Origin of the sequence: Nonomuraea sp. B5E05, from assembly GCF_039880665.1 — a bacterium.
Lineage (GTDB): Bacteria > Actinomycetota > Actinomycetes > Streptosporangiales > Streptosporangiaceae > Nonomuraea.
Map to the genome: position 1 here is coordinate 455,811 of NZ_JBDPMJ010000003.1, position 13,096 is coordinate 468,906.

Annotated in this window: 7 protein-coding genes; 4 read left to right on the forward strand and 3 right to left on the reverse strand. The window is 74.3% G+C overall.

Annotated features, from left to right (window positions below; translation table 11 throughout):
• The first annotated feature begins 10 nt into the window (after positions 1-10).
• Positions 11-694: a hypothetical protein gene (locus ABGB01_RS08490; RefSeq protein ID WP_347771991.1), complete on the forward strand. Its 684-nt coding sequence runs from the start codon at positions 11-13 to the stop codon at positions 692-694.
• Positions 695-706: 12 nt separating this feature from the next.
• On the opposite strand, the gene ABGB01_RS08495 is transcribed toward ABGB01_RS08490, so the two are convergent.
• Complete coding sequence (locus tag ABGB01_RS08495; RefSeq protein ID WP_347771993.1) at positions 707-2,836, reverse strand: alpha-glucuronidase; 2,130 nt, start codon at positions 2,834-2,836, stop codon at positions 707-709.
• Between the two features lie 130 nt (positions 2,837-2,966).
• Positions 2,967-3,842 carry an alpha/beta hydrolase gene (locus tag ABGB01_RS08500; RefSeq protein WP_347771995.1) on the reverse strand — a complete coding sequence of 292 codons (876 nt, stop codon included), beginning with the start codon at positions 3,840-3,842 and terminating at the stop codon, positions 2,967-2,969.
• A 113-nt stretch (positions 3,843-3,955) separates the two neighbouring features.
• Between ABGB01_RS08500 and ABGB01_RS08505 the strand changes: the two genes are divergently transcribed.
• Positions 3,956-7,555, forward strand: a complete 3,600-nt coding sequence (locus ABGB01_RS08505) for a BTAD domain-containing putative transcriptional regulator (protein WP_347771997.1) — start codon at positions 3,956-3,958, stop codon at positions 7,553-7,555.
• Between the two features lie 50 nt (positions 7,556-7,605).
• Here ABGB01_RS08505 and ABGB01_RS08510 read toward each other — a convergent pair whose 3' ends face one another.
• Complete coding sequence (locus tag ABGB01_RS08510; protein WP_347771999.1) at positions 7,606-8,829, reverse strand: GNAT family N-acetyltransferase; 1,224 nt, start codon at positions 8,827-8,829, stop codon at positions 7,606-7,608.
• 67 nt (positions 8,830-8,896) lie between these two features.
• Between ABGB01_RS08510 and ABGB01_RS08515 the strand changes: the two genes are divergently transcribed.
• On the forward strand, positions 8,897-11,647 hold the full coding sequence (locus ABGB01_RS08515; RefSeq protein ID WP_347772001.1) for an AAA family ATPase: 2,751 nt from the start codon (positions 8,897-8,899) through the stop codon (positions 11,645-11,647).
• Between the two features lie 134 nt (positions 11,648-11,781).
• Positions 11,782-13,089, forward strand: a complete 1,308-nt coding sequence (locus ABGB01_RS08520) for an FAD-binding oxidoreductase (protein WP_347772003.1) — start codon at positions 11,782-11,784, stop codon at positions 13,087-13,089.
• The last annotated feature ends 7 nt before the right edge of the window (positions 13,090-13,096 follow it).

The following is a 13,096-nucleotide window of genomic DNA, read 5'->3' on the forward strand; positions in this document are numbered from 1 at the left end:
AGGGCTCCCGATGAGCGACGCGACCGCGGGGCGGTTCGGCACGGGGCCGCTCTCGCGCGTCGCCGCGCTGGTCTACACCCTGCTGGTCGTCGAGCTGCTGTTCCTGGTCACCGCCGCGCCCGGGCTGGCGGCGCTCGTCCTGCTCGACCGCGACGCGAGCAACATCCCGCTGGCCGCGCTGTGCGCGCTGCCCGCCGGTCCGGCGCTGTCGGCCGCCCTCTACGCGCTGCGCCACCGCAGGTCCGACCTGACGGACCTGCGTCCCGCGGCGGCGTTCTGGCGCGGTTACCGGGGCAACGTCGCCGGGGTCATGAAAATCTGGGCACCGTGGCTGGCGGGGCTGGCCGTCGTGGGGACGAACCTGGCGAACTTCGCCGCAGCGGGCGTCCCCGGCTGGTGGGCGGTGCTGCTCGTCGCCGTCGCCGTGGCGGCGGCGCTCTGGGCCGCCGCCGCGCTGGTGATCACCTCGCTGTTCGCGTTCCGGGCGGCCGACGTCGTCCGGCTGGCGTCGTACTCGCTGGTGCGGTTCCCCGGCGTCACCGTGAGCAACCTCTGCCTCCTCGTGGTGGCGGCCGGTCTCACGCTGGTCGCCACCGAGGCGGCGGTGACCCTCCTGGCCGTCGTCTTCGCCGCGGCGCTGCTGCGCAACAGCCGCCCGATGATCGACGAGATCAGGGAGAGGTTCACCGCCTGAGCCGCCGGCGCGTCACGGGATGCGCCTGCCCCGGGCGTCGGGCACCCCCGACTTGCGGAAGAAGTAGGCGCTGACCTGGTCGCGCCACTCCTCCGCGCAGCGCAACTGCTCGTCGAGCAGCTCCGTCACCCGCGCGTGCAGCGCCGCGTCCCCCGGCTCCGCCCGCTCCCAGAGCCGCCGGCTCTCGGCCACCTCCTCGACCCCGGCGAAGTGGGTGTCGTAGATGTGCTGGATGACCGTGGTGCCGTCGTGCAGCACGTGCCCGTACGGGACGTGGTGGAAGAACAGCAGCAGCTCGTCGGGGCAGGTGCCGAGCGACTCGTAGACGTCGGACCACGGCCGCGGGTACTGGCCGGTGAACCCGGTGCCGGACGCGCGGGTGCGGTCGACCCCGACGCCGTCGCGGTCGGCGAAATGGTAGGTGCCCCACGGCGTGTACTCGTAGCCGTCCACGTCGGGACCGTAGTGGTGCCCGGGACGGACCATGAACCCGACGCCCAGCGGCGCAGTGTAACGCTCGTAGGTGCGCCACGAGCCGTCCATCATCGCGTGCAGCGTGCGCCGCAGCGGCCCGGGGTCACCGCCCTGCGCCGGCGCGAACGTGAGGCCGATCCACTCGTCGAGGACGGCGCCGGGCTCCAGCCGCGGGTCCCAGGCCAGGCGGCCGAAGGCGTACAGGTTGGCCTGGGCGAGCGGATGGCCCGTCCAGTAGACGTCGTCTCCGACGTTGGAGACCGCGACCAGGCCGCCGCCCTCACCCGATTCTCCGACCGCCACGTCCGCCACGCTGCGCCCGGCCCTGTCCCCGGCCGCGTCCCCGTCCCCGGCCACGGCCTCGCCGGGGCCCCACGGCCTGAACCCGAGCACCTCCTTCCACATCGGCGCCAGGTAGCACACGTGCCGCTGCTGCCCGGTGTACTCCTGCGTCACCTGCAACTCCACGGCCAGCCGGGTGGACGGCATGGCCGCGATCACCGGCGACACCGGCTCGCGCGTCTGGAAGTCCATCGGGCCGTGTTTCACCTGCAGGATCGCGTTGTCCCTGAACCGCCCGTCGAGCGGCGCGAAATGGTCGTGGGCGGCGCGGGCGCGATCGGTCGACCGGTCGCGCCAGTCCTGCCGGTGGTCGTAGACGAAGGCCCGCCAGTGCACGACCCCGCCGAACGGGGCCAGGGCGTCGGCGAGCGTGTTCGCGCCGTCGGCGTGGCTGCGCCCGTACGCGAACGGGCCCGGCTGGCCTTCGGAATCGGCCTTGACCACGTACCCGCCGAAGTCGGGGATGGCGGCGTACACGTGCTCGGTGGTGCGCGCCCACCACGCCCGCACCCGCTCGTCGAGCGGGTCGGCGGTGGGCAGCCCGCCGAGCCTCATCGGCGAGGCGAAGTTGACCGACAGGTGCACCCGGATCCCGTACGGGCGCACCTCGCCGGCGATGGCGGCCACGTCGCCGAGCCGGTCGGTCAGGAGGTGGGCCTCCGTGGCGTGCACGTTGACGTTGTTCACCGTGATGGCGTTCACGCCGGTCGCGGCCAGCAGCCGCGCGTAGGCCCGTACCCTGGCCAGGTCGCCGCGGGGGCCGCCGTCCCGCCAGAAGATCGACCCGCCGGAATAGCCGCGCTCGACCTGCCCCATCACCGGATGCACGTCGACGTTGTCCCAGTGGTCGAGCATGCGCCGGCGCGCCGCGGGCCGGTGCTGCTCGGCGGCGCGCTCGCCCGCGAACGCCTCCTCGCCCAGCCTGACCACGTGGAACAGCCCGTAGAGCAGGCCGGCCGGATCGTCGGCCAGCACGACGGTGACACCGTCGCGGCGGGCGAGCAGGTAGCCCTCCTCGCCGATGGCGGACCCGCCCTGGCCCGCCAGGACCGCCCGCGCGGCCGCCATCGTTGGAGCCGTCGTGGGAGCCGTCGTGGGAGCCGTCGGGGGAGCCGCGCCGGAGAGCGCGAGCACGAGGTCGGGAGATCCCGCCGCGTCCTGTTCCAGGGCGCCGCCGTGCCGGGCGCAGGCCTGCTCGACCTCCGCGCGTACGGTGCCGGTGAGGAGCCCGTCGCCGAGCACGAGGACGCGGCGCGCACCGACCGCGCGGAACGCGCCGGGGGGAAGCCACGCGGGATGGACGTCGGTCAGGTCCGGAATGCTCACGTGTTCCTCTGGTCTGCTCGGACGATGGGCTGATCCGTCCGTGAATCTACCGAAAGCAGATCACAGAGGACCCATCAGACCCCCGCCGGCGAAGCGCGTGAACCGTGCCGCAACGCCGCCGGCTGAGGCCCTATCTTGCCAGCAGATCCCGCAGCGCCCTGGTCACCTCCGCCGGGGCCTCCTCCGCCATGAAGTGCCCGCACGACACCGTCTCGTGCGCCAGGTCCGGCGCCCACGCCCGCCACCGCTCGGCGGCGTCGAAACCGAGCGCGGCACCCCAGTCCTGCTGCAGCACCGTCACCGGCATGCGCAACCGGTTGCCCGCCCGCCGGTCGGCCAGGTCGTGCTCGACGTCGATGGTGGCCGAGGCCCGGTAGTCCGCCACGATCGAGGGGACCGCCTCGCGCGACGCCTTCAGGTACGCGGCGCGCACGTCCGCCGGGATCGCCTCCGGGTCGTTCGCCCAGACGTCCAGGAAATGGCCGAAGAACGCGTCCGCCGAGGCCCCGATCATGGCCTCCGGCAGGCCCGGCGGCTGGGCCATCAGATAGAGGTGGAAGCCGACGGCGGCGGAGACGCCGTGCATCACGTCCCACGTGTCGAGCGTCGGCAGCACGTCCAGCGCGGCCAGGTGCGTGATCGTCCCGGGATGGTCGAGCCCGGCCCGGACGGCGACCAGAGCGCCCCGGTCGTGGCCGGCCAGCGCGAACCGCTCATGCCCGAGCGCCCCGGCCAGGGCGACGATGTCGGCGGCCATGGTGCGCTTGGAATACCGGTCGCCGATGCCCGCCGGCTTGTCGCTGGCGCCGTAACCGCGCAGGTCGGGGCAGATGACCGTGTGATCGGCAGCCAGATCGGCGGCGACGTGCCGCCACATCAGGTGGGTCTGCGGAAAGCCGTGCAGCAGCACGATGGGGCGGCCCGAGCCGCCCGACGCGACGTTGAGCGCCACGCCGTCGGCGACGGTGACGCGCTGCCGGGCGAACGCGGTGATCTTCGGTGTCATCTCGGCCTTCTTCTCCTGGCTCCTGGCGTACGCCTCCAACCTGCCGCCCGCCGATCAGCACCCGATCAGCGCCGGCTCAGCCGGGCCCACCAGGGCGGATACATTGGAGTGCGATGCTGCGGATAGGGGTGCTCGGCCCGTTGGAGGCCAGCGACGAGCGCGGCCCGGCCGACCTCAAAGGCCCGCGGCACCGGGCCGTGCTGGCCCGGCTGCTGATCGCCAGAGGCCGGGTCGTGCCGGTCGCCCAGCTCATCGACGACCTCTGGGAGTCTCCGGGGGAGGGCGCGCTGGGAGCCGTGCAGACCTTCGTCGGTGCGCTGCGCAAGGCCCTCGAACCGGGCCGCCCGCCGCGCACGCCCGCCCGGCTGCTTGTCACGGCCGCACCCGGTTACGCGCTGCGCGTCGCTCCGGAGACCGTGGACGCCTGGCGCTTCGAGGAGGCCGTCACCACCTCCGCCCGCCTGCTGTCCGCCGGCGTACCCGGCCAGGCCCGCCGTCTCCTCGGCGACGCACTCGTGCTCTGGCGGGGGCCCGCCTACGCGGAGTTCGCCGAGCTGCCGTGGGCTCGCGGGGAGGCGGCCCGGCTGGAAGAGCTGCGGCTGCTGGCCGTCGAACGCCGGGCCGAGGCGGCCCTGGCCTCGGGGCCCGCGGCAGAGCCGGTGCCCGATCTAGAGGCGCACGTGGCGTCCCACCCGCTGCGTGAGGACGGCTGGCGGCTGCTGGCCCTGGCCCTGTATCGCACGGGCCGTCAAGGCGACGCCCTCGCCACCCTCCGCCGTGCCCGCCGTGTCCTGCGCGACGAGCTCGGCGTGGACCCCGGCCCCGGACTGCGCACCCTGGAATCCGACATCCTCGCCCAAGCTCCCCACTTGACACCCCCGCCCGGCGGCTCGATCCAGGACCACACGGGCGAGGGCTGGGCGGGCCGCGCGACCGGCTGCCTTCCGACGGGGCCGGCCACCACATCGCACCGCGAGGGCCCTGTCGTTGCGCGCGGCGAGTCGACCGGGGAGGGGCAGGCGGGATGTGCTCGTGAGGTGACCACAGAATGCGCGGTGGGGCGTCCCGGTGGCATTCCGGCGGCGCGTGACCATACTCCGGCCGGGCACCCGTTCGTGGGGCGGGCCCGTGAGCTGGCCGGGCTGGAGCGGGCGGCGGTGACCGCCGCGGCGGCGGGCCGGCCGGTGCTGGCGCTGCTGTCGGGGGAGGCGGGCGCGGGCAAGACGGCCCTGGCCAGGACGCTCAGCCGGCGCCTTGAGCAGGCAGGGTGGTCCATCGCGTGGGGCGCGAGCCCGGAACCGCCGGGCGCGCCGGCGGCCTGGCCGTGGACACAGATGCGCGCCCACCTGCCCCATCACGCCGAAGACGCCCCGGAAGGGCAGGCCGCCGTCACCGACGCCGCCTCAAGAGCCGCCGAGGAGGATCCCGTCGCGGCGCGGTTCCGGCGGCAGCGGGCGATCGGCGCCCACCTGGCCGCCGTCTCCGCGAACCGCCCGGTCCTGCTGGTCTTCGACGACCTGCACTGGGCGGACGAGGAGACCCTCGCCCTCCTGACCGCGCTGGCCACCGACCTCGACGTCGGTCCCGTACTGATCGTCGGCACCTACCGCTCGACCGAGATCTCCGCCGGCCTGGCGGAGACGCTGGGCCGCGCCGCCCGAGCCGAGCCCGCCAGGTTCTATCTGGGCGGCCTCGCCGAGTCCCAGGTGCGCGAGCTGGTGCGCGCCGTCACCCACCGCGAGCCCACGCCGGAGAGCACGCGTACGATCCACACGCGTAGCGGGGGCAACCCGTTCTTCGTACGGGAGCTCACCCGGGTCTGGGAGAGCGACGGCGACGCGGCCCTGCGATCCGTGCCCGCAGGCGTTCGCGACGTCGTCCGCCACCGTCTGGCCGCGCTGTCCGAGACCGCGCGCACCCACCTGCGCCAGGCGGCCGTCATCGGCGGCGATCCCGGCGTCGAGGTGGTGATCGGGCTGGCCGGCGACGAGGACCTCGTCCTCGAATCCGTCGAGGAGGGCCTGCGCGCCGGTTTCCTGGTCGATGGCGGCGCCGACCGCCTGCGTTTCGCCCACTCCCTGGTGCAGGAGACCCTGTACGGCGATCTCGCGAGCCCGCGCCGGGCCCGATGGCACGCCGCCGTCGCCGCGATCGTCGAGCGTACGAGCCCCGGCGACGTGGAGGCCATCGCCCACCACCTGCTGCGCGCCGGAAGCCGCGCCGCCCCGGACCGTACCGCGCACTACACACGCGCCGCCGCCCTGCGTGCGGAGCACCGGTTCGCACCGCGCGAGGCGGCCCGGCTGTGGCAGGAAACGATCACAGCTCTGGACCGCGCGGGCGGCGGGGCTCCTCAACACGACGGGGGCGCCAGGGGGCGGTTGGAGGCGGTCATGGGGATGGTGCGGGCGCTGGCGGTGACCGGTGACCTGCAGGAGGCCAGGCGGCACCGCGCGGAGGCGGCCCGAGCGGCGGCGGAGCTGGGGGATCCTGTCCTGGGCGCGCGCGTGATCGGGGCGTTCGACGTGCCCGCGATCTGGACGGCCAACGACGACGAGGCCCTGTCCGCCCGCCTCGTCGCGGCCGCCGAACACATGCTGGCCGCCCTTCCACCCGGCGCCGCCGCCGGCTCCGCCCCTTCGCCTGGCGACAGCGCCGATCCCGCGTCGGCCGCCCGTCCACCCGGACGCGCCGCCGAGCGTACGTCGGCGGCCTCCCCGGCTTCTCATGACGCCGAGCGCGCCCGCCTGCTGATCACTGTGGCGATGGAACGCCGGGCCGACCAGGGACCGCGGGGAGAGCAGGCCGCGCGGGAGGCCGAGGGGATCGCTCGCGGGCTCGGCGACCCCGTGCTGATGGCGTGCGCGCTCAACGGCCGCTATCTGCAGAGCTTCCAGCGGGCGGGCCTCGCCCCGCAGCGTGCCGAGTTCGGCGAGGAACTCGTCGACCTGGCCGCGCGCCACGACGGCCTGGTCACGTTCGAGGTGCTGGGACACTTGATCCTCGTCCAGTCCGGAGCCGCGCTCGCCGACCTGGAGGCCGCGGATCGGCACGCCGCCGCGGCCGCCCGGCTCGCCGACCGCCACAATCTGCCGCTCGTAGGCGTGTTCACCGCCTGGTACGCCGCGCTCCGGCTCGCGGTGACCGGTCGCCAGGACGAGGCGCGCACCGCCTACCGCACGGCGGCGACCCGGCTCGCGGGTGCGGGCATGCCCGGCATGGATGCGGGTCTCCTCCCGCTCGCCCTGCTCTGCCTGGACGCCTCCACCACCACGCCGGTCGGTGTGAGCGCGGCCGATCACGGACCGTACGAGAGCTGGGCCCGGCCGCTGGCCCTGCTCGCCCGTGGCGAGCGTGACCAGGCGATCGCCGCCGCGCGCGCCGTCCCCGGCTCGCCGCGCGACCTGCTCTTCGAGGTGAGGACCTGCCTGCACGCCCTAGCCGCGATCGAGGCCGGTGACAGGCCCGCGATGGAACGTCTCTACGCCCTGCTGCTTCCCGCTGAGGGAGAGCTCGCCGGAGCCGGCAGCGGCCTGCTCACGCTCGGACCCGTGGCGCACTTCCTCGGCCGTCTGGCCGGTGCGCTCGGGCGGCCCGGCGCGGCCGTGGAGCACCACCGGCGGGCAGGTGCGCTGTCCGCCAGAGCAGGGGCGCCGCACTGGGTCGCCGCCGCTCGCGACGCGCTGCGCGGGCTCGGCGAACGGCCGGGCTGACCCAGTCGCCGCGATCCGACCGGCCCCGACGCCGCCGACATCCACCACCGTCAGAAGGCGGGGAAGGCCCAGCCCGAGGGGTGGAAGGGCTCGCGTTCGCCACGGAAGGCGAGCGAGGCGGCGGTGACCGCGCCGGAGCGCAGTTCCTCGACCCGGCCCGAGGCCGCCAGGGACGTCAGGGTGGTGCCGCCCAGATAGGCCGCGCCCAGTTCGGCGGAGGTCAGCCGCAGGTCGGGCCTGGCCTGGGTGCGTTCGCAGGTGACGGACTGGCCGTCGGCACGCAGGTGGTAGCGTCCCGCGTTCCACGGGCAGAACGTGTCCTGCACCTCCAGGACCAGGTCCAGCGAGGTCGCGTAGCGTCGTGCCACCAGCGCCCGATCGATGTCCACCAGACGGACCCAGAGGTTGTCGATCACGGTGGTGCGGGCCGCGCGCGGGTCGGCCAGCAGGTGTTTCAGCGGCTCGTCGACGGCGCCGTCATAGGTGAGTTCGGCGTGCGCGTCGAGGTCGATGAGGTAGCGCCACAGGGCGGCGTACGCCTGCCTGGTGGTGGCCGCGACCTCGACGACCTGCACCAGCCGCGGCTTGGAGCGGTAGAGGGCGTAGCCGGTGACCTCGCCCCCGGACTCCGTGTGGAAGGCGAAGCGCAGTTCCGTGCCGCCGTCGCGGGCGCGCTCGCCGTCGGCCAGGCGGGCCTGCCAGAACTTCTCGGTACGGTCGACCCATCCGACCGCGGCGCGGCGTGCGGTGTCGTAGACCTTCTCCAGCAGCGGCCGGGCCTGTCGGCGGCCGAGCAGGCGGATCGTCCCGTCTCCGAGGTCGGTGCCGGGCCGCAGGGCCATGACCTTCTTGTCGCCCCGGATTTCGGCCACGTGGCTGGCGATGCCGTACCCGAAGCGGCCGTAGATCGTGGCCTCGGCGGCGTTGAGTGCGGCGATCGGTTCGCCGCCGGATTCGTGCAGGTCGGTCAGCTGCCTGCGCATCATCGCGGTGAGGATACCGCGGCGCCGGTGCGTGGGCAGGACCGCGACGAGCGTGATGCCGGCGACGGGGGCGGCCGAGCCGGGGATCGTCATGACGCGGCCGTAGATCGACGCGCCGCCGACGATCTCCTCGTCGTCGTAGGCGGCGAGTGTGCGTTCGGGTTCGATGGAGGAGGCGGCGTTCCTGAGGCCGCCCTCGTGCCAGTCCTGGCCGTAGGTCGTGGTGATCATGCGTGCCCACGCGTCGAGCTCGTGGGCGGCGATGGTCCGCAACGGGTAGGTGGTTGTCATGCTTCGATCGTGGCCGGGTAAACAAGCGCCGCGCATCGGGTGATCTGTGTATTTATATGCTGGCTCCGTGGTGGCGGAGCGCGTGGTCAGCCCAGTGATCGTCGGCCGGGGCGAGGAGTTGTCGGCGCTGGCGGCGGCCCTGGACACGGCTGTCGAGCAGGGGCCCGCGGTGGTTCTGGTGGCCGGGGAGCCCGGGATCGGCAAGTCGCGGCTGCTCGCCGAGTTCGCGCGGTCGCTGGGCCCGGAGGCGCGGGTGGTCGAGGGCGCCTGCGCCGAGCTGGGCAGTGACGGCCTGCCGTACGCGCCGCTGGTGACGGTGCTGCGCAGGCTGATCCGGGTTGAAGGGGTGCTGCCGGGGCCCTACCGCCAGCTGGCCCGCTGGTTTCCCGAGCTCGGCGAGGCAGGCGACGCCGAAGGCGGCAAGCACCGGCTGTACGAGGAGGTCCTGACGCTGGTCGAGCGGGTGGCCGTGGACCAGCCAGTCATCGTCTCGATCGAGGACCTGCACTGGGCCGACGCCGCGACCCGCGAGCTGCTCGGCTTCCTGGCCAGGAACCTGACCCAGGCCGGCGTGCTCCTGGTGATCACCTACCGGCCACAGGAGACGAACGATGGGCCGCTGCTGTCCGAGCTCGCCCGCCGCCCGCGCACCACCACCCTGTGGCTGGACCGCTTGGATCGGCAGGGCGTGGGCCGCCAGCTGGCCGCGATTCTCGGTGCCGAGCCGGACGCGGCCACCGTACGCCGCGTCCACGAAGGCAGCGACGGCAATCCGCTGTTCGTCGAGGCGCTCGCCCGCGCCGGCGAGCGAACCCCGGACAACCTGCGCGACCTGCTGCTGCGCGGCCCGCGGTCGCTGCCGGGCCCATCTCGCGAGCTGCTGCGCATCGCTTCGGTGGCGGGCGGCCGGGTCGGCCACCGGCTGCTGGCGGAGGTGGCGGGGCAGGACGGGGCCGAGCTGGATACCCTGCTGCGCGAGCTCGTCGACCGCAGCCTGCTCGTCACGGCAGGAGACGGCTACGACTTTCGCCATGCCCTGATCCGGCAGGTGGTGTACGAGGACCTGTTGCCCGGCGAGCGGGCGCGCCTGCACGCGCGCTATGCCGAGGCCCTGCGTGACTCCGGAGCCCACGCCGAGCTGGCCGCGCACGCCTACGCCGCCGGGGATCGCGGGCTGGCTCTGTCCGCCGCTTATCGGGCCGTGGGCCAGGCGCGCAGCTCCTACGCCTACGAGGAGCAGATCCGCATGCTGGACCACATCCTCGCACTCTGGGACCCGGACGCACGGCTGGGCGGCGACAGGATCGACGTCCTGACCAACGCGGCGGAGGCCTGCATGCTCAGCGGCGACTACGCTCGCGGCATCGACTACGCCACCGCCGGGCTGGCCGCCGTGGACGAGCGGCGCGAACCCGAGCGGGCCGCTCAACTGCTGGAGCACCGGGGCAGGCTGCGGCACCGGCTGAACGCGACCGGCGTCTCCGACTGGGAACGAGCCCTGGAACTGCTGCCCACCGCACCCGACAGCGTCCAACGGGGGCGGCTGCTCGGGGTGCTGGCCATGGGCCTCCTGCCGGAGGCGGGCAGGGCTCGCGCGCTGTTCGAAGAGGCGCTCGACGTCGGCCGGCGCACCGGCGATCCCACGGTCACCGTACGCGGTCTGCTGGGCGTCGGGTCCATGAGGCGCGACCTCGGGATGCTGGCGCAGGCCCGCACGCTCGCCGAGCGGCTCGACAGCCATGATCTGCTCATGACCGTCCCCATGTACGAGGCCACGCTGCACACCAAGGCCGGCGACCAGCGCCGCGCCATCGACGCGGCCCGCGACGGCATCCGCCACGCCCGCCGGTACGGGCTGGGCCGCAGCCGCGGCGCGGAGCTCGCGCGCTACGCCGGGCACAGCTTGATCCTGGCCGGGCGCTGGGAAGAGGCGGCCGCCGTGCTGGAGGAGAGTCTCCAGGAGGATCCGCCGCCGCTGGCGCGGCAGGCCCTGCGCGTGCTCGCCGGCTGCTTGGCGCTGCTGCGTGGGGAGCTGGCCGCGGCGACCGACGCGGCGGCGGCCGTGGAGCACGCCGACAGCGATGCGCTGTTCCCCCGTTATCGCCTGCTCTGCCTGCTCGCCGTCGCGCAGGGCAACCTCGAGAGGGCCGACCTGCTCCTGGACCGGGCGCTGGCCGATCCGGCGCTCACCCGGATCTACAGCAGCGACGCCCGGCCGGTCCTGGTCGCCGGCGCGCTGGCGCAGCGCGCACGGCTCGCCCACGGCGCCGGCGAGGAACTGCGGCAGCGGGTCGCGGCACGACAGGCCGAACTCGCCGCGGCCGATGCGACACTCGGCGTGGACGGGCGGCTCGACCGGGCCTGGCAGATCATGCTGCACGCGCTGATCGAGGACGACGGCTGGGACCACGTGGCGGCGGCCTGGCGGGAACTGCGACAGCCGTACGAGCTGGCGCTGAGCCTCTTCCACGGCGCGCGAGCCGAGCTGGCCGCGGGCGACCGGCCGGGCGGAGCGGCTCGCCTCAGGGAAGCCGCGCAACTGGCCGAGGACCTGGGCGCGGTGCCGCTCGCTCGGGAGATCGCCCTGCTCAGGCGGCCTCGGCCGGCCCTGGAGGGTCTCACGGAGCGTGAGCGTGACGTGCTCAGGTTGATCGCCGAGGGCCTGAGCAACCGGCAGATCGCCGCCCGGCTGCACATCTCGCCGAGTACGGCCGGCGTGCACGTCTCCCACATCCTGGCGAAGCTGGGCGCGGCGACCCGTACCGAGGCGGCGGCCATCGCCTTCCGAGAGGGGCAGGGGGAGCCGTCCACGCCATAGTGGGCGTGGCGCGCCGATCGGAGTCTCCGGCGCATAGGCCCGCCCAGCACCCCGAACCTGTCACGTTTCCCCTACGCCGTACGTCATAGCGTTGACCCCGGCAGGATCGGGAGATGATCGTTGAAGGAGACAGCATGACGAACGCCGATATGCGCAGCGTGGTGGACGGCCCGGTGCTGCTGCCCGGCGACGACGGATTCGAGCAGGCCTCCAAAGCCTGGAACCTGTCCGTGGATCAACCCGTGGCCGCCGTCGTCGAGGCGGGCGACGCCGGCGACGTGGCGGCCGTGGTGCGGTACGCGGCCGGGGCCGGGCTGTCGGTGAGCGCGCAGCCGAGCGGGCACGGCGCCTCGGGTGACACCGAGGGCGTCATCCTGCTGCGCACCGGCCGGCTGGGCGAGGTCGAGGTGCGCCCGGAGGAGCGGCTGGCCCGGGTGGGCGCCGGGGCCAGGTGGGGTGAGGTGCTGGCGGCGGCCGGCAAGCACGGCCTGACCGGCCTGGCCGGCAGCAGCCCGGTGGTGAGCGTGACGGGCTACACCCTGGGCGGAGGGCTGAGCTGGTTCAGCCGTAAGCACGGTTTCGCCGCCGACAGCGTGCGGGCCTTCGACGTCGTGGGCGCGGACGGCGAGCCGGCCAGGGTGACCGCGGACTCCGACCCCGACCTGTTCTGGGCGCTGCGCGGCGGCGGCGGCGACTTCGCGGTCGTGACGGCGATGGAGTTCGAGCTGCATCCGGCGCCCGCCCTGTACGGCGGGCGGATCATCTGGCCGGGACACCGCTCCCATGAGGTGTTCGAGGCCTTCCGCGAGCTCACCGCCGAGGCCCCTGACGAGCTGAGCCTCTGGTTCAACCGGGTGCAGTTCCCGCAGGCGCCGCCCATGGTGGTGCTCGACCTTGCCTTCCTCGGCACGGAGGACGAGGGCCGGGCGCTGCTCGGCCGGCTCGGCAGGATCGACGACGTGATCGCCGACAAGCGCGGCACGCTCGCCCTGGCGGACCTCGGCGACATCACCGCCGATCCTGTCGACCCCGCGCCGGGGCGCTCCCGGGCCGAGCTGCTGACCGGCCTGGACGACGCGGCGGCGGCGACGTTGCTGGACAGCCCGATCGAGCCGCTGGTCGGCGTCCAGATCAGGCACCTCGGCGGCGCGCTCGCCCGGCAGCGGCCCGGCGCCGGGCCCAGCGGGCCGCTCGCGGAGCCGTACCTGCTCTACCTGTTCGGGATCGCGCCGACCTCCGAGCTGGTGGCGGCCGTGGGCGCCAAGCAGGGGTGGTACGCCGGGGAGCTGGACGTCAGCGGGCGCAAGCCGTACACGTTCCTGGCGCCGGGGGAGCGGGCCGCGGACGCCTTCACCGAGGAGGCCGCCGGCCGGTTGCGGCAGATCAAGCGGGCCCGCGATCCGCACAACGTGCTGCGCGCCAATTTCCCCGTGCTCGCCTGACGTCCCC